This window comes from Bizionia argentinensis JUB59, assembly GCF_000224335.1.
Classification (GTDB): Bacteria; Bacteroidota; Bacteroidia; order Flavobacteriales; family Flavobacteriaceae; genus Algorimicrobium; species Algorimicrobium argentinense.
Genome location: NZ_AFXZ01000002.1, coordinates 16,421 through 34,725, shown reverse-complemented (window position 1 = coordinate 34,725; position 18,305 = coordinate 16,421). Strand labels below are relative to the sequence as shown.

18 protein-coding genes are annotated in these 18,305 nt (G+C 32.1%); 5 read left to right on the top strand and 13 right to left on the bottom strand.

Annotation, left to right across the window (positions count from 1 at the left end):
* Positions 1-120: 120 nt before the first annotated feature.
* Complete coding sequence (lpxD, locus tag BZARG_RS00280; RefSeq protein ID WP_008634481.1) at positions 121-1,119, bottom strand: UDP-3-O-(3-hydroxymyristoyl)glucosamine N-acyltransferase; 999 nt, start codon at positions 1,117-1,119, stop codon at positions 121-123.
* 556 nt (positions 1,120-1,675) lie between these two features.
* Here lpxD and BZARG_RS00275 point away from each other — a divergent pair.
* On the top strand, positions 1,676-2,353 hold the full coding sequence (locus BZARG_RS00275) for a class I SAM-dependent methyltransferase (RefSeq protein WP_008634707.1): 678 nt from the start codon (positions 1,676-1,678) through the stop codon (positions 2,351-2,353).
* A gap of 82 nt (positions 2,354-2,435) precedes the next feature.
* Here the strand turns inward: BZARG_RS00275 and BZARG_RS00270 are convergent, their stop codons facing one another.
* The 6 genes from BZARG_RS00270 to BZARG_RS15935 all read right to left on the bottom strand — a co-directional run bounded on the left by BZARG_RS00270 (position 2,436) and on the right by BZARG_RS15935 (position 6,025).
* Positions 2,436-2,717, bottom strand: a complete 282-nt coding sequence (locus BZARG_RS00270) for a pentapeptide repeat-containing protein (protein WP_237702550.1) — start codon at positions 2,715-2,717, stop codon at positions 2,436-2,438.
* A gap of 102 nt (positions 2,718-2,819) precedes the next feature.
* Positions 2,820-3,146 carry a glycosyltransferase family 2 protein gene (locus BZARG_RS00265; RefSeq protein ID WP_040287854.1) on the bottom strand — a complete coding sequence of 109 codons (327 nt, stop codon included), beginning with the start codon at positions 3,144-3,146 and terminating at the stop codon, positions 2,820-2,822.
* A 363-nt stretch (positions 3,147-3,509) separates the two neighbouring features.
* On the bottom strand, positions 3,510-4,340 hold the full coding sequence (locus BZARG_RS00260; RefSeq protein ID WP_008634308.1) for a WG repeat-containing protein: 831 nt from the start codon (positions 4,338-4,340) through the stop codon (positions 3,510-3,512).
* 104 nt (positions 4,341-4,444) lie between these two features.
* Complete coding sequence (locus BZARG_RS00255) at positions 4,445-5,452, bottom strand: HD domain-containing protein (RefSeq protein WP_008634732.1); 1,008 nt, start codon at positions 5,450-5,452, stop codon at positions 4,445-4,447.
* Between the two features lie 151 nt (positions 5,453-5,603).
* The gene (locus BZARG_RS00250) at positions 5,604-5,888 is read right to left on the bottom strand and encodes a helix-turn-helix domain-containing protein (RefSeq protein WP_008634540.1); all 285 of its coding nucleotides are present in this window, start codon (positions 5,886-5,888) and stop codon (positions 5,604-5,606) included.
* Between the two features lie 2 nt (positions 5,889-5,890).
* Positions 5,891-6,025 (bottom strand): type II toxin-antitoxin system RelE/ParE family toxin, encoded by a 135-nt coding sequence (locus BZARG_RS15935; protein WP_237702557.1) that lies wholly within the window; start codon positions 6,023-6,025, stop codon positions 5,891-5,893.
* Positions 6,026-6,469: 444 nt separating this feature from the next.
* Between BZARG_RS15935 and BZARG_RS15570 the strand changes: the two genes are divergently transcribed.
* Positions 6,470-6,862 (top strand): transposase, encoded by a 393-nt coding sequence (locus BZARG_RS15570; RefSeq protein WP_262483623.1) that lies wholly within the window; start codon positions 6,470-6,472, stop codon positions 6,860-6,862.
* 108 nt (positions 6,863-6,970) lie between these two features.
* On the opposite strand, the gene BZARG_RS00235 is transcribed toward BZARG_RS15570, so the two are convergent.
* The 6 genes from BZARG_RS00235 to BZARG_RS00210 form a co-directional block, all read right to left on the bottom strand.
* A complete protein-coding gene (locus BZARG_RS00235; RefSeq protein ID WP_008634351.1) occupies positions 6,971-7,759 on the bottom strand; it encodes a hypothetical protein in 789 nt (262 codons plus the stop codon).
* A gap of 156 nt (positions 7,760-7,915) precedes the next feature.
* Positions 7,916-8,212 carry a hypothetical protein gene (locus tag BZARG_RS00230; RefSeq protein ID WP_008634347.1) on the bottom strand — a complete coding sequence of 99 codons (297 nt, stop codon included), beginning with the start codon at positions 8,210-8,212 and terminating at the stop codon, positions 7,916-7,918.
* Positions 8,190-10,205, bottom strand: a complete 2,016-nt coding sequence (locus BZARG_RS00225) for a PHP domain-containing protein (RefSeq protein WP_008634594.1) — start codon at positions 10,203-10,205, stop codon at positions 8,190-8,192. The genes BZARG_RS00230 and BZARG_RS00225 overlap by 23 nt, the downstream gene beginning before the upstream one ends.
* Positions 10,206-10,701: 496 nt before the next feature.
* Positions 10,702-12,102 (bottom strand): dihydrolipoyl dehydrogenase, encoded by a 1,401-nt coding sequence (gene lpdA / locus BZARG_RS00220; protein WP_008634795.1) that lies wholly within the window; start codon positions 12,100-12,102, stop codon positions 10,702-10,704.
* 211 nt (positions 12,103-12,313) lie between these two features.
* The gene (locus tag BZARG_RS00215) at positions 12,314-13,900 is read right to left on the bottom strand and encodes a S41 family peptidase (protein WP_008634670.1); all 1,587 of its coding nucleotides are present in this window, start codon (positions 13,898-13,900) and stop codon (positions 12,314-12,316) included.
* An 87-nt stretch (positions 13,901-13,987) separates the two neighbouring features.
* Positions 13,988-14,446: an Lrp/AsnC family transcriptional regulator gene (locus BZARG_RS00210; protein ID WP_008634188.1), complete on the bottom strand. Its 459-nt coding sequence runs from the start codon at positions 14,444-14,446 to the stop codon at positions 13,988-13,990.
* Between the two features lie 169 nt (positions 14,447-14,615).
* Between BZARG_RS00210 and BZARG_RS00205 the strand changes: the two genes are divergently transcribed.
* The 3 genes from BZARG_RS00205 to BZARG_RS00195 all read left to right on the top strand — a co-directional run bounded on the left by BZARG_RS00205 (position 14,616) and on the right by BZARG_RS00195 (position 18,220).
* Entirely contained in the window at positions 14,616-15,815 is a 1,200-nt protein-coding gene (locus BZARG_RS00205; RefSeq protein WP_008634437.1) for an aminotransferase class I/II-fold pyridoxal phosphate-dependent enzyme, read from the top strand.
* A gap of 155 nt (positions 15,816-15,970) precedes the next feature.
* Positions 15,971-17,440, top strand: coding sequence for a Na+/H+ antiporter NhaC (gene nhaC / locus BZARG_RS00200; protein ID WP_008634807.1), 1,470 nt, complete (start codon positions 15,971-15,973; stop codon positions 17,438-17,440).
* 141 nt (positions 17,441-17,581) lie between these two features.
* Positions 17,582-18,220, top strand: coding sequence for a peroxiredoxin (locus BZARG_RS00195; protein ID WP_008634734.1), 639 nt, complete (start codon positions 17,582-17,584; stop codon positions 18,218-18,220).
* Positions 18,221-18,305: the final 85 nt, after the last annotated feature.

Sequence of the window (18,305 nt, the reverse complement as noted above, 5' to 3'; positions counted from 1 at the left end):
TTAAAACAAAAAACCACCTCAATCGGAAGTGGTTTAGTTTTGTTCACTCTATATATTTTAAAAAAAAGCTAAAATATCGTTTCAATTCTCTTTCAAAACTATCAATTATTGTTTTTTTGCTCAGCTATTGGCTTTAACAAAGCGCTTTACTGCAACCCATTGTTTTAGCATGTCTCTGGCATCTTGTGCTGGGTAACCTAATACAGTTTTCCCCGCTTCCACATCGCTCATAACTCCAGATCCCGCTCCAACTGTCGCACCAGAATGTATAGTGGTATGATCTTTAATTGATGCGCTTCCGCCAATTACAACGCCATCACCTAAAGTTACCGACCCTGCAAGCCCGCTATGTCCAGCCATAATACAAGAGCGCCCCATAACACTGTTATGAGCTATTTGAACCAGATTGTCAATTTTACAACCATCACCAATTATTGTAGAACTAAATTTTGCTCTATCAACACAGGAGTTGGCTCCTATTTCAACGTAGTCTCCAATAATAACATTACCTATTTGAGGTATTTTTACTAAACCTCGACCATCGGCACTTGGTCTATATCCAAATCCATCAGCCCCAATACTTACATTGGTATGAAAGATACAGTGACTCCCAATTATACATCGCTCACGAATAATAGTTCCCGACCAAACAATCGTGTTATTACCGATGATTGTCTCATCAAATACACAAACATTTGGATATAATATCACATCATTACCTAGTTCGACATCTTTCCCTACATAACAGTTTGGGCCAATTTTACAGCCATTTCCTATTTTAGCGGTTTCATGTATCACGGCCGTTGGATGAATATCTATATCGAAAACAGGTGTTGACAGTTTAAACAATTCCAATATTTCTGCCATAGCTAAATCGACATTTTTAACTTTAATAAAAGCGCGATTCTCGCCAGGCTCAATATTCAAATTATAATTTACAAGAGCAGTACTAGCTTTTGAATCTTGCCAATATTTTGCATACTTATTACTTCCAATGAATGTAATTTGATTGCTGTTTGCTTTCTGTAATTCCTCGGGACCTTCTATTTTTTGGTTGGTATCTCCTATTATTTCACCTTTTAAAAGGTTGTTGATTTCAGTTATTGAGTAGGATATCATATTTGTTGCTATTAATTAATGGTTTATTAGTTTATTGCCAGTTAAATGAATCGTCACTTTTTTGAAATAAACCTGATTATGGTGGCTTATTTTGTGTTCATGACGAAAACTAAAAAATTATTTTCTTTTTATTTAATTTTAGTGGAACGAAATTTAATATGTTTACAAGGAACTTCTGAATAAAAAAAAATTGGAAAATATTTCTCTAATTAAATCATAAATTTTGTCAATATTAACCAAATTTTCATGAGAATAAGAACAATTTGTTCAATATTTATTGGAGAAAGGCGAGATACTTTCAAAATTTGGTTGTTTGGCTAAAAAGCTATTTTCTATTACTTAATGCACAAACCTTATCTGATAAATGGTGTATTTTAATCAATCAAAACATCCAATTATACGATGGTATGGCTCATACCTATTGAATTGAGGTTAAAAGTTTCTAATGTTTTATAGATAAAAACATACGTCAATTGATTCCGTTTTGAGTAATTTCGATATCCATAAAATACTTTTGAAAATACATTAATTACCGATACTAAATAATTAAATGTAAATGAAGAATAAAGACAATGATCCTAAAAAGATAAAGAAACCTTGGCCAACAAAAGATGCTATGGAACAAGTTTATAAATTGAAACTTTGGGGTGATAATCAATCCGATTTTTATTCAGGTAATGGGTCACATAATTCGGGATTAGTAAAGCCATATATTGAAGCTGTATCAACATTTTTAATGTCTTTCAGGAACCCAATTACTCTTTGCGATTTAGGTTGTGGCGATTTTAATATAGGAAAAGAATTGGTACAACATACCAAACAATATATCGCCGTAGACATAGTTCCAGACCTTATAACGCGTAACAAAGAAAAATTTAAAGCAGGGAATTTAGAGTTCCAGTGTTTGAATATTGCCGCGGATAATTTGCCAAATGGCGACTGTGCTTTATTAAGACAAGTTTTACAGCATATATCGAACGCCGAAGTGCAAAGTGTACTTAATAAGCTAACGGTTTTTAAATATGTTATTTTAACTGAACATTTGCCTACAGGCGATTTCAAACCCAACATAGATATTATTTCAGGACAAGGCATTAGACTAAAAAAACAAAGTGGCTTAAATGTATTGGCCCCGCCTTTTATCTTTAAACCAGTTGCCGAAGAAGAATTATTATCGCTTGTTTTAAGTGATGAGAAAGGCGTAATTACAACGACACTTTACACCATGTTTTAAGCTAAAAATTTCTTTAGAGTTTTCAATATTTTCAAATCAAATAGCGCTATTGTGTATTAATCGTTGATCGTTCTTTTTGAACTTATTCAATATCCAATTGATACTTATGTAATAAACCTTCCAATTGTAATGCTGAAAATTTTGCTTTTTTGAGCATGTTAAGTTCAGGATCAATAGCAAAGTTTTTAGCGCTTCTAAAGTCTGTTTTTTCCAAATTTGTCTTTGAAAACCGAGCTCCCATCAAGTCTGTATTTTTAAAAACTGCGGCAGATAGGTTCGATTCAGAAAAATCCACTTCCTTTAGTGAACATTTTATAAAATGCGTCTTTTTAAACTTTGCACCAAAAAACGTTGAGTAATCCATTATACAATTATCGAATTTAAAAGAAAACATGAATTTATTACAGCTTGAAAAATCAATACCCAAAATTTTACTATCTATAAAAGTGGCGTTTCTAAAACTGGACTACCTAATATAAATTAGCCCCATTTTTTTTAGGTAGTCCAATATAAACATTTCTTGGGTTAGGTAGTTTTTAAGAACATAATTAATACCTGTATTTGCGGCATCACAAAAGCCTAAAGTTCTTTGATTTACAAGATAAGTTGATTTTATTGACTCGTTAAGTTCATTAACTATTCTTTCGTACTCTCTAATGTGATTTTTATCAGAATCATCAATAACAATTACTTCTTTTATAATTGAAGATTGATTTAATACCGATTTCAAAGATCTTGTTTCTAATAATTTGGAGCGATTTTTTGTTGCTATTAATACTACTATTTCATTCATTATTCTTCCCACCTAAGTGTCTTTATTTTTCATTTAATAGTGAATCTATCTAGGTTCTATATGTTGAAATATTTAAAGTGATTTATACTCTAATTCACCGCAACGGCAGTCTGTCTAATAACTAAATTTCAATCGCTGAAAATCGCTTATTCCCAAATTTTTATAGATACCTGCCGAATACCAATGTTCCAAAATAGGTTATATGCCAGTCTTACGTTGTTGTATATGGTTTGTTGCGTGTTTCAAGCAACTAATTTAGTAAATAATTACAGACCAAGAAAATCGTCTAGTCCCGACGCTTCGGGATTCATAAATAGTCGCCAAACAGGAAATTAATTATACAAGGCTTAAGTTAGCAAACGTTTATTTTTCTTTCTTTGTTTCAATACTGATAAATTTTCCTTGTCTGTTGTAATAGTATTCATTTTTTGACATAAACTCTTTTCGTGCTATTATCAATTTTTCATAATTAGTAATAAACTCAAAGTCAAACGGCACTATAATCTCACCTTTTGTATTTACGCAACCATACTTTTCACCCTTTCTAACTACAGCCACACCTTGAAAAAATTGATTAGCAGAGTCATATAAATATGGAACAACTAATTCTCCTTTATTATTTATGTAACCAATTTTACTTTCTTTTTCTACTTTAACATACCTTAATCCATCGGACTGAACGCTTCCAAAGTTTATAGTATAATCAAATTCAAAGTCTATAATTGTTTTATTATTAGAGTCTATAAAACCATATTTACCGTCTTTTTGTGCAAAAGCTAAATTGTCATAAAAATGACCTAGACTATCATATTCTAAAGGTATTAAAATTTCTTTTTTATAATTAATATATCCCCATTTACCATTTTTCACAACTAATATCCAGTTCTCAATTTCGGTATTTAAACTAATCAATTCATATCCTTCTTCAAACGGTATAATATAATTCCCTTTTAAATCAATTACAGCAAATTTTTCCGTGTTTCCGTTTTTGATTGAAACTGTTGCATATTCATTATTTTCGAAGTAGGTACCAGTAGAATATTGTGGTTTAATAACAATTTCTTTATTCTTATTCACATAACCTATCTTCCCATTTTCTCTAGACCTAAATGTGAAAATTTTATTTTTTTCAAACTCTTGAGAATATGAACCAAAAGAAATAATTAAAAATAATATGTATAATAGTACCTTCATCTAATGTTTGTTAAATTATTTGTATATGGCAAGTAGGGCAGAAAGATACAGATTAACTTCTAAGTACCCACGGAGCCAAAGCGTTGTGTTTGTTTTTATTTTATTCAATTAACCAAATCAACGATTTGGTGATGTTGGTTAAAGGTATTAAACTTTCTTACTCGTTCTAAATCCTCTTTTGTTAATCTAACGTCCAATAATTTCACAAAGACTTCTTCTGCATTTGATTTGTCTTCTATAGATGGTTCAGGTTCTGTTCTTAATAATGTTCCAAGCATTCCATCATATTCCAAATGCAGTGATGTTCCTTTAAATATAAACCTGTAATAGCCTGAATCATACCAACCAGGATAATAATCGATTGTTTCGATATTTTTTGTTTGATCTAATATTTTTGCTGAGTTATAGAAGAATTCTGATAAATCACCGTCAAACTCTAAATACTTGACATATTCATTTGTGTTCGTCCTGCTAAAAACTTGATTCCTCCGCTTCAATTCCTTTAATTCATTTTTCAGATTCTCTATAGCCTTTGTTTCGAACTGGTTTTTAAAAAAATAGGTTTTATAAATGCTTGTTTGACTTAAGAAATGTTCTAATACTTTGGATCTTCCTTTATTAAAAATAAAGCTAGGATATTCTAAATATTCAAGTCGGATATTTCGTGAGTACATTTCATAGAAATCTTTATCTGCTCCTAATATTGAAATATCAGCATCTAAAAAAAAGTTTATGTCTTGGTCATTATCGAAAACATGTGATTTAGTAGCTAAAATTGTCTTTTGTACTTTTTCAATTTGTTCAACACTTATGTTTAGATACCCTAATTGATGTTTAGCAAATTCAGCGCTTTTTTCTTCATTATCTGTTGTGGTTGAATCATAGATAATATCATGATAGAAAAGACTAAATAATATCAAATCCCAATCTTTAATTTCATTTTTAACCTTTTCTAACTCGAGCAACATTGATTCGAGATGGTTTAAATTATGATAGAACCGACTTGATGAATTGTATGCATTAGAAATAATCTCCCATTTTTTGGAAGCGATAATTTTAGAATTACCCAATCGTAAAATTAATTGCTCAAATGTTGATTTAATCCGTGTCATCTTTATTATCGCTAACGTTTATGTATATGAGCTGTGGCGTATTAAAGAACAAACCTCTCCAAATAAAAACTGGCTTTGGAAAATCCGCAGGATTTTCCAAGTGAGGACAGACCCAGACATAGCTTATATACTGTGTTGTGCTTTCGTACTTCTATTCTGTTTTTAATTCAATTGACAATCCGAGCGCATTTGCAATTAACGCAAAATTGGATAATCGAATATCTTCTCCGTTTTCAATTCGTGAGATATACGGTCGTTTTTTACCAACTTTGTCTGCTAAATTTTCTTGGCTCATATTTAATTCCTTTCTACGGTTTTTAATGATTTCTCCAAAATAATATGAAAAGGCGTCTTCTCGGAATTTCTCACGTTCTGCTGTTCCTTCTTTTCCATATCGTTCAGCAATCAGTTCCTTTGCATTCATTGATTTTTCCATAATTATTTTTCTTTTAAGTATTGCTCTAATATTTTCTCCGCTTGTTTAATAGCTTTTTTGTAATCTTTTGTTGACTTTTTCTGAAATCCATAAAGACAGACAGCTTTTGTGCATTCTGCAAAATTGAGATGGTCTATTGCAAAAATTAATATACGATATTCATTTCCTGCTTTTATCCGTAATTCAAAGAATTGCGTTGATTGCTAGTTTTTTTTAGGAAGTTTGTATTTACAATCTTTACTTCTCCGATAATCTCAATTAGTTGGAAGAATTTCAAGGAAACACGTTCGTCTTGATTGTCTATAAATTCAAGACATTCTTCTGTAATATCGATTTCTCTCATATTACAAATGTAACGAATTAGTTACAATTTCAATTAAGTTTTCTGTTTTTTTTAGAAGACGGAATTTTCTTCAGTATGAAGCACAACTCGTTATACTCCCACTAATATAATTAATTTAGGCAATTACAACTGGGATATCGTTAGTTTTAGTTAAATTTCATACATTCTTCAAAAAAAATATTTAATATTATCGGAGCGAAACCTTAAAAAATAGTACCGTGGTTCTGCATATCATTTTCTGGAATGCCGATTAAAGTTGCGCTGTTTGGGCAAAACTGCCAAAGAGAAAAAGTTTTCTGTAACGTATTACAAAGCAGAGTATGAACGTAATATAAAACGTCTAAATAGTCCGCAAGGCAACTACATAAAGGGCAAATGGCATAGTACTGTTAAGCCTGTTTTTGGTGCACTCACCCAGTTCATGGGCTTAAGAAAAATAAATACCATAGGAATAAAACAGGCAAATAAGGTCATGCATTTAGCAGCCATGGCGTACAATCTTAAAAAGTACTTGAAGTTTACACAGAAACTAGCAAAAACCAAGGCAAAAGCAATTGGTCTTATATTTTTTAAAATAAATGGACTTCAAAACGTAATAATCTTCAATTTAAGACAGCCAACATTTATGTAAATAAGCGCCCACAAAAAAATAGAAAGCCCTAAAAAGGGCTTAAATGGGGTCGTTTATTTTGTTTTTATGGCGTTGTGCAACGGTTACCGGTGTTAGCTTTAGTAATTTTTATTTTATTCTGTTTATATCTATAATCGTATTTTCAATTTTATTTGTTTCTTCAAAATCAATTTCAGCTACATTAATTAAATCACAAAACATTTTACCTAATGGACTCAATTTCATTGAAATAATCATCATTGAAATTCCTTCAGTACCAGTTTGCTGCAGTAATTGTTGATTATATAGTTCCATAAGTTCAGAATAAAAATCTTGATATTGTGCTAATTTGGGTTTATGTGCAAAAGAAACCATCCATTGATTTGTGTCAATATTTTCAATATTACTAAAGTATCCTAAAATTACTATTTGTCTATAACTCAATTGCTCCATTATTCTCAATAAGGTGTTACCTTTCTCAAAGCTAATTGATTCATCAAAGTTTAAGTTTGCCAAAAAGTTCGAGTAATATTTTATCTTTTTTTCTTCATATTCATTACGAGCTTTTAATAATGTTCCATCTAATAAAGTTTCGGCTTTTGACCTATCTCCATTTTTATTCTCATAAAAGTCATCACTTCTTAACGTTTTTCCTTTTTTGATTGAATCTTGAATTTGATCAAGAGCTAGAGAATAAGTTGCTCCAATTCTAATCTCTTCTCTAGGGCTTAATATTTTTTTAGACAATTCATTTCCAATTTTTTTAAATACTTTTCCAATAATAGGTCCAAAAATTGCACCTCCAATTGCTCCAACAGGACCTGCAATAGCCAATCCAATTACAGCACCAGAAACATTTCCACTGATTTCAGCACCATTTTCGATGATTACTTTTAATTTGTTGTTTTCTTCTTCCAATTTTCGTTTTTTATTAAAGCTAACGTTTAGTATATGAAAAGTAGGCGATTTCGAAGCACGCAACTTTCAGTTAAGCACAAAGTTTAATACGAGCCCAAAGCCTTGAATTTACTACTATTTCGCCTATTTTTTATATACATTGTTGGCGGTAGTTTTTTATTCATACTTTTCCAATTCGTCTTTGTATATATCTTCGGTTTGGTCTTTGAATCTATCTTTATTGGTCAAAAATATATTCAGCTTTTCATAGATACTTTTATAAATTATTTGATGTGCTTTATTTCCTAAAGTAGCTTCATCATATGTGTCCATTTCAAAATCGCCTTCTGTCGCAAAATCCAAAAGTTTCATTAAATCATCCTTCTCGATTTTTTCAATTTCAGTCCAATTATCTGGTTGTGCTTTGTCTTTTATGAAAAATGCTTTATTATCATTTATCTTTAAGTATTTCATAATTCATTGTTTTTCTTTGATTATATGCTTCTTCTCCCGCTTCAAGACAATTTAATAGAACATCCAAGTTTTTTATTGTTTCTCCATCAACGTTTTTCAATGTTTTGCTCGTTGGATGTCCGAAATATACTTGGTATTTTACATTACCAGAATCAACTAATTTTTGTGTAAAGACTAAATGATTAGGGCTAATTGATGCTCCAATTGTGCTATTATGTGTAACAACTATTACAGGGATTTCTTTTGAAATTTCTTTGATTAGTTCGTTTACTTCATTTTTTAGAAAAATATTATCAAAAGAAGACTCGGGTTCATCGATTAATAATAAATCGTGTTTTAAAGCATCACTAATTTCGTGTAACAAATTAAATTCTGAACGTTCGCCTCCTGAAACTTCATAACCGTGTTTATTTAGAGTTCTATAATCTATGTCAACAAAATACTTGTAGAATTCTGTTTCTTCAATACCCACGTTTTGTAAAGACATTAAAAATTTATAAGGATTTTCGTAGTTGTTATAAGCTTCAGTAAATCCTAATTTGGTTTTACTTTTGCTTTTTAGTTGACCTGCACCAGTATATTTCTTTGTTTTAGCTAAAACTTTGAACCCTCTAATTTCTTTACTGTCGATTATTTTTTCTGTTTGAATTTTCTTTACTAATTGTGTGAATTTTTGAACTTTAATTTTTTCTAACTGAATATTGGAAAAATCAACATCTTCAATTGCAGTTGTAGTAGACCTAAATCTTAAACTATCTTTAATTGTGTCAATAAGGTTATTTGTCCATTCTTTTTTAAGGTTCTTTTCGTGAAACTCATTATGTTTTTTGATCAAATCAACTATTAAGCTTTTTAGACTGTCGTCTGTAATGTGTTTATTTACAATTGATTTGTATTCGTTAGTTTCAATTAAAGTTTCTGTGGCAGAAATTAATTTTTTAATGTTTTCTAAATTATCAACCGTAAACTTCGTTTCATTGTATAATTTACACTTTGAGAAAGAGTCTAAATTATCACTTTCAGAAGCATATTTTTTTAATGATGATAAGTACTTTTCAATTGAAGTTTCGTTAGCTTTTAAGTCTATTTCATTCACATCGAAAACTACATCTTTAAATTCCTTAAAGTAGTTTTCTGTTATCAAGCTATGTCTTGTTGTAACTAACTTTTTGAAATTCTCTTTGTCATTTTGTAGTAACGAAAATTGTCTTATATACTTAACATTGTCAAAATTCTCGCAAATTTTATCGAGTGTATATGTCTTTCCAGAAGAACGTCCACCAACTATGACGTTCAATCCTGTTGATAGCATAATTCCGTCATCGGTTGCTTGAAAAAAATCATTCCCTTCATTTTTTGAAAGGAACACTTTTGTTTTGTCAAATAAGCATCCTTTTATAGCATTTAGAGTGCACTCTTCAACTTCGATGAAGGTTTGTTTCGTTGGATACGATGTCATATTCTCTACAAACCTGCAATCGCTAAATATTACAGGTGTGAGTTTATCTACTTCCTTTACACAAGCTTTGAACTTTCTTAAACTTGTTACTTCGCCAGCAAAGACGTTGTCTCCTAATTTCGTTAAAGTTTCTTGTTTAATATTAGGCTTTTTGTCATAATGAGGAATTAAGAGGTAATTATTTAATTCGGGAAAGATTTCGATTAATTGGTCATAATCGATTGAATCATCCTTTGTTAGGATTAAGTCTTGAACTTTTTTACATTTTATTGTAAAGTCGTCAATATTTTCATTTTCCGAAATTAATAGTAAGTGACCGCCTTCCAAATCTATTTCTATCCCTGGAAATACTTTGATTTCTAATTCTTCACAAATAATTTCAAATTGGTCTTTATCAAACAAATTATGATTTGTGATTGCAATACAATCAATTTCAAGCTTTTCTACATACTCTTTCAAAGACTCTAATTCGAAAGTAAAAGATCTATCACTAATAGATTGAACAGTATGTATATGTAAATCAATTTTCTTCAATTCTCGATGTTTCTTTAAATTACCGCCAACTCGTTATATGCGCACTAATATAATTGTTTTAGGCAATTATAACCGGGATATCGATAGTTTTAGTTAAATTTCATTCATTCTTCAAAAAAAAGTATTTAATATTATCGGAGCGAGACCTTAAAAAATAGTACCGTGGTTCTGCATATCATTGTCTGGAATGCCGAACTCAATTGAAGCTAATGGAGAAAAATCAAATTTTTCTTTTGAGTTATTCGCATTAAAAACACTTTCAAACTCTGGAAACGGCTAATATTATATTTCATTTTTTTGTGCTTGCTGGGAACAAAGTAATATAAACAATAGTGTTTATATCTGCATTATATATACATCAAATCTAGAAAATATAATTTGACTTTATAGTTTGGAATTTCACGTAATTTTGTCAAACAAAAAAAACCACTTCGATTAAGAAGTGGTTTTGATAATTTTATTGTTTTATTGATACTCCTATATTGGCAGAAATTTGTTAAACATGCAAAGCACGATCGCCAGTTGCAGCTAAAGCCGCTTCCTTAATAGCTTCCGCAAAGGTTGGATGTGCGTGAGACATTCTAGAAATATCTTCTGCTGATGCTCTATACTCCATAGCAACTACAGCTTCAGCAATTAAATCTGCCGCTCTAGCGCCTACCATATGAACACCTAAAACTTCATCCGTTGTTTTATCGGCTAATACTTTAACAAAACCGTCTAAATCCATACTTGCACGGCTACGACCTAATGCACGCATTGGAAATTGTCCTGTTTTATATGCAACACCAGCTTCTTTTAACTGCTCTTCCGTTTTACCTACACTAGCCACTTCTGGCCAGGTATAAACAACTCCAGGAATTAAGTTATAATCGATATGTGGTTTTTGGCCTGCCAATGTTTCGGCAACAAAAACCCCTTCTTCTTCCGCTTTATGCGCTAACATAGCACCTTTAATAACATCGCCAATAGCGTAAATGTTTTTAGCAGATGTTTGTAAATTTTCGTTTACGTCTATTTGTCCACGATCATTTAATGTAACGCCAGCTGCTTCGGCATTTAAACCGTCTGTATATGGACGACGACCAACGGATACTAAACAGTAATCACCTTTAAACTCTACTTCTTCGCCTTTTTTATTATCTGCTTTTACAATGACTTCGTCACCTACACGTTCTACAGATTTCACTTTATGTGATGCATTGATTTTAAATTTCTGTTTCTTCAATACTTTATTCAACTCTTTAGAAAGTCCTGAATCCATTGTTGGAATAATACGATCCATATATTCAATAACCGAAACATCAGCGCCTAAACGCTTGTAAACTTGGCCTAATTCTAAACCAATAACACCACCACCAATAACAATTAAATGCTTTGGAATTTCTTTAAGCTTTAACGCTTCGGTAGATGTAATGATACGTTCTTTATCGATAGTTATAAACGGTAAGTTTGAAGGCTTACTTCCGGTAGCAATAATGGTGTTTTTTGCTTCTATTTCCGTTTCTTCTTCGCCTTTAATTAAAATATGTGTCGCATCTTTAAAGCTTCCTAAACCTTGATAAACATCAATCTTATTCTTCTTCATTAAAAAGTCAATCCCACCTGTTGTAGTATCGACAACCGATTGCTTACGTGCAATCATTTGTTTTAAATTCACTTTAATATCGCCTGGAATATCAATACCGTGCTCTTCAAAATGCTTAACGGCATCTTCATAATGGTGGCTCGAATCTAAAAGCGCTTTACTTGGAATACAACCTACGTTTAAGCAAGTTCCTCCTAGTGTTGAATATTTTTCTATTAGTGCAGTTTTCAATCCTAGTTGTGCGCAACGAATAGCTGCTACATATCCACCAGGTCCAGAGCCAATAATGGCTACATCATATGAATTCATATACTTGTTTTCTTTAGGTTACAAAGATGTTTTAGACATGCGTTTCATGTCTTTATTTTTAATTCATACAAAAATACAAATGTTTTACGTGTGGGCAATAAAAAAATGATATCATAATGGGTTTAGCTCTAAAAGAAAAAAGTCTGTTTTCCTCTATTTACTTTAATAAAAACCAATTTAACTACTCTTGAATCAGATAAAGAAAACAAATTTATTTTTTAGTATCTTCTAAAATCCATTCCACCTCCGGATCGCGATCATTAAAAACATCATCCCAAGTGGGTATAATTGGCATATCGGGCTTAACGCCAAATCCATCAGGTTCTACTTTATGGGGTGCATCAATTTGCATTAAACCAATACGGGCTCTAACACGGCTGTTGGGAAGTTTATAATTTCTAAAAAGCCCTGCAACTGTTCCATTATAAGCGCCGCCCGTTTCTTCTCCTACAAAAGTGGCTAAATTATTGGCTTGAATATTAGTAGATAAAATGGAGGATGCTGAAAAAGAATTACCATTGATCAACACATATAATTTACCTTTAAAATTATTTTCGAAAGGCGATTTCGTTTTAGCATATCTAAACTTATAATAAAATTTGTCATTTAATTTTTTTGTCTTTATCAAGTTATGCGTTACAATAAACGGGGATAAAATTGCCGCTACAATTTTCATTCCTAACGGATTTCCATTACTCATAGCAAACACCATAAACGGCAAGCGACTATTAACTTCACTCCTATTTATAAACTGAAAATCCTCTTGCGCCAAATAGCGATATAAATAGAAAATTTCATCTAAACGTCCACCACCATTATCGCGTAAATCGATAATTAAATTAGGCGTTTTTAAGGAATCTAATTGCTCGAAACTTTGTCTATAGAATTTTTTAAATTGCCCATTGCCAAAACCACGAATTTTCATGATAGCAACAGTAGAGTCAATATCTACAAAGTTAAAATTCCGCGTATATTTTCCGCTAGAACCTTCAAAACCGAAAATCTTATTTTTTGCACGCAACGCTTTCGCTTTCTCTCTTTTAGCTAATCTTTCAGCTTTAGTGGGTTTGACAACTTTAATAGAATCGTTTTCTTGTTTTAATGCGTCTGCTTTCTTGGCTGTAGAATCTTTTTGAACACGTTTGAATATTTTTGTGTAAAGTGAATCTTTCTGTTTGAAGGTCACCGATAAACTATCTAAAAAACCTTTATCACGAGCGTATAATTTCTGAAACCCAAGATTCAAATACCGATCGTGAAGAGTGGTATTAAAACCATCAGAAGCATAAAGCGTTTGATATTTTTGAATTAAATCCGTTGCAGGCTCATCATTAAGCATGATTACTTGGCTACCCACCAACAAAGAGTCAGATTTTGATTCCGAAACCCTTAGTTTATTATCGAAATAATTAAAATTTAAATCATAAAACTCAAATTTCTCTTTTCGTAAAACCTTCCGTTCTTTTTTGGTGAATTCTATTTGAGGTGGCGACAATGAAATATGTCCTTGGCGAATTTCAGCGAGTACTGGCGCTAATTTCTCATAGAAATCATGACTGGTTAAAGGTTTGGTGATGCTATTTTTTAAACTATCAAATTTAAAATCTAAATCGTCTTTAGAGATATATTGATACAAGCGCGGATGATGCTTTTGGAATTGATTATAAACAGCATCAACATCTACGCGAAGCGCATCTACGCTATGCAAACTGGTAACGATTTCGTTATGCTTTTTTGTACTTCCACAAGATTGAAAAAGTACTATTAAAACTAAAAACCAGAAAAAATGTAATTTCATAAAATAAATATATAGGTTGGGTTTACGAAATACGTTGTTATTCCTAAATAATAAAAATAGAATCTCATAAAAATATGATAATTCTTACTAAATCATAATCGCTGTGGTATGTTTTACTTCGTTAATCACAAACATACTATGCGTGCTTCCTATATGACTAATAGAGGTGAGTTTTCTTACCATAAACTCCCTGAAATCTTCCATATCTTGAACGATTACTTTTAATAAATAATCGTAATCGCCACTAATATGATAGCATTCGGAAACTTCTTCTAAATTGGCCACTTCCTTTTCAAACTTAACAATATTATCCTGCGTATGTTGCACGAGTTTTATATGACAAAAAGCCACAAAACCGCGATCCACTTTATTCTTATCTACTAAAGCCACATATTGCGCAATAACACCTTCGCGTTCCAACTTCCGAATACGCTCATAAACCGCTGTAACAGATAAATTTAACTTATTGGATAATTCTTTATTCGTCTGCTTGGCATCTTCTTGTAAAAATTGTAAAAGCTTTAAATCGGTGACATCAAAATTCATAATTCTTGAAAGATTTTCGTTATACCAACAATAATAACCAAAACAGATGTTATATAAACTATAAAATAAACTATATATAGTTTTATAATCTAAAAAACAGAACATCTATTGATATATCGTCTATTATTTCCGATTTTTACAATATTAATAACTTATAAGATAAAATTTTATGGCATTTAAACCAGCAAATAATATACAAGATTTGCAATATTTTGGAGAATTCGGAGGCGTAAACCCATCTATTTCAGATTCATCCACTTACACCTTTTTATCGGCAAAAACCATGTTCGACACCTTTGAAGGTAATGCAGATGGTTGCTATTTATATTCGCGCCACTCAACGCCTTCGAATTTATATTTAGGTGAAGCTTTAGCAGCTATGGAAGGTACGGAAACAGCAACTGTAACCGCATCTGGAATGGGCGCAATAACACCTGTTATCATGCAACTTTGTGGTGCTGGCGATCATGTTGTATCAAGTCGGACTATTTATGGGGGAACGTATGCTTTTTTAAAGAATTTTGCACCGCGTTTAAATATTAAAACAAGTTTTGTAGATATCACGAAATTAGATGTTGTTGAAGCAGCTATAACACCAAGCACAAAAATTTTGTATTGCGAATCGGTAAGTAATCCGCTATTAGAAGTCGCAGATATTGCAGCATTAGCGAAATTGGCCAAAAAACATAATTTAAAATTAATTGTCGATAATACATTTTCACCATTATCAGTTTCGCCAATTCAATTAGGCGCAGATATCGTAATTCATAGTTTAACAAAATTCATTAACGGATCTAGTGATACTGTTGGTGGTGTTATTTGTGGAACTCAAGAATTTATTGACGATTTGCGTAATGTAAATAGCGGCGCTTGCATGCTTTTAGGATCTACTATGGATAGTTTAAGAGCAGCTTCCATATTAAAAAACTTACGCACATTACATTTAAGAATGCAGCAACACAGTTTAAACGCAGCTTATTTAGCAGAGAAATTTGAAGCTGATGGCTTAAAAACAGTGTATCCAGGTTTAACTTCTCATGCATCACACGATTTATTTAAAAGTATGATGAATGAAAAGTATGGCTTTGGTGGTATGTTAACTGTTGACGTAGGATCTTTAGAAAAAGCAAATGCGCTAATGGAATTAATGCAAGAAAAGAACCTTGGATATTTAGCGGTGAGTTTAGGCTTTTATAAAACCTTATTTTCGGCACCAGGAAGTTCAACTTCTTCAGAAATCCCTGAAGATGAGCAAAAAGAAATGGGCTTGAGTGATGGTTTAATTCGTTTTTCTATTGGACTAGATGCCGATATTGAACGCACCCATAAAACGATGCGTGAATGTATGGTATCGCTTGATATTCTTTAACCGATAACTAAGTTTACATAATAAAAAAGGAGTCCAATATCATGGGCTCCTTTTTTATTTGTTACCATAAAATATACGAAAACCCGACTTACTTTTATGATTTGCATACTATACGCGAAAATCGTAACATTACAAGCCTAAAAAAATTGACACCCATGAAGCAGGAAGACGACAACCTATCTAATATTGAAATTGAAGACCAAACGATCATTGAAAACAAAGAATTAAGTATCTGGGAAGCCCTAATACCTGTGGTTTTACTGATGTTAATGTTAGCTTATAATATCTTTTTTGCGGAAGGTGAAGCGCTTGGCGAATACTCAAATCAATATATTTTATTGTTAGGTGGTGCTTTTGCTGCAATTGTTGGTTTTTTTAATAAAGTGGGCTTAAAAACAATGCTCAACGAAATTTGGGACAATTTACGCAGTGTATTTGTTCCCATTATGATATTGTTTTTAGTGGGCGCCTTAGCTGGAACATGGTTAATTAGTGGGGTAATTCCTGCCATGGTTTATTACGGATTACAAGTATTAAGTCCAGCCATATTTTTACCAGCTTCTGTTGTTATTTGTGCGCTTATTTCTATTGCAACGGGTAGCTCATGGACAACATCGGCAACAGTAGGAATTGCTTTAATAGGTATTGGAAGTGCATTGGGAATTCCTGTTGGTATGATTGCTGGCGCTGTTATTTCTGGTGGTTATTTTGGTGATAAAATGTCGCCTTTAAGTGACACCACTAACTTGGCACCTGCAATGGCTGGAACGGATTTATTTACACACATCCGCTACATGGCGTTAACAACAGTTCCTACCATAATTATTACGCTAATAGCTTTTTCTATTATTAGCATGACTATTGATACTTCGGGAACAACAGATTTGAGTAGCTTATTAAGTAGTATTGAAAATACGTTTCAAATTACCCCCTTATTATTTATTGTGCCTCTTGTTGTGATTGCTTTAATTTTATTTAAAACGAAACCTCTTATAGCTTTAGGTGTTGGCGTATTATTAGCTGCAGTATTCGCTTTTATTTTCCAACCTACTATTTTAGATAGCCTAGGCGATTCAAAATTAGGTGCCACTGCAAATGCTATTTTATCAGATACACAGATTGTAACGGATAACGAAAAGCTTAACGACTTATTTGCAGCCGGTGGCATGAAAGGCATGATTTGGACTATTCTTTTAATATGCTGTGCCATGGTTTTTGGCGGTATAATGGATGCTATTGGTGCATTAGCACGAATTACAAAAGTACTCTTGTCTTTTGCTACAACGGTTTTTGGATTATTTGCGAGTACTGTTATTAGCTGCTTAGGTTTGAACACTATTGCAAGCGATCAGTATTTAGCGATTGTTATTCCAGGTAAAATGTTTAAAAAGGCCTATCAAGATAAAGGTTTAGCACCTGAAAACTTAAGTAGAACTTTAGAAGATTCCGGAACGGTAACATCGGTATTAATTCCTTGGAATACATGTGGAGCCTATCAAAGTGGTGTACTGGGTGTTTCGGTAGCTGACTATTTTGTCTACGCCATTTTTAACTGGTTAAGTCCGTTCATGACATTATTATATGCAGCTTTAAATATTAAAATTAAACAACTGACAGTTAAATAAGCATAAACTATAGTTATTAATCATACTCATAGACTAAAGCTATACTTCAATAAGGAATTAAGATTTCATTTCATTTTAAATACTACTTCTTCTGCCTATATTTGTACCATAGAAAATTACTAATAATTAAAACATAAAAATATGGCATTTGTAGGAAAAAAATTCCCAGATTTAAACGTAGACGCAATGAATGAAATGGGCGACACTTTTAAAGTGAACGTTCTAGAAGAAGCAATTAACAATAAGAAGAAAGTTATTTTGTTTTGGTATCCAAAAGATTTTACGTTTGTATGTCCTACGGAATTACACGCATTTCAATCAGCAATGAAAGAATTTGAAAAGCGTAATACAATCGTTATTGGAGCGTCGTGTGATACACCCGAAGTACATTTCGCTTGGTTAAACACACCAAAAGACAACGGCGGAATTGAAGGCGTTACTTACCCAATTTTAGCAGATACTAACAGAAATTTAGCTTCTACATTAGGGATTTTAGATATCACTAATGAGCAGTATAATGAAGACACTGGTGTTGTAACCGTAGATGGAGACAACGTAACATACAGAGCAACATACTTAATTGACGAAGAAGGAACAGTATTCCACGAAGGTATTAACCATATGCCATTAGGAAGAAATGTTAACGATTTCTTACGTTTAATTGATGCTTACACGCACGTTCAAACGAATGGTGAAGTTTGTCCAGCAAACTGGGAAGAAGGAAAAGAAGCTATGCAAGCTAACGCAAAAGGAACTGCTGCATATTTAGCATCTCACTAATTCTCTATTGTATTCTTTTTAATAAGAAAACAGTTTTCAATACACTATAATCATCTAAAAAAGTCCTTCCGCAATAGGAAGGACT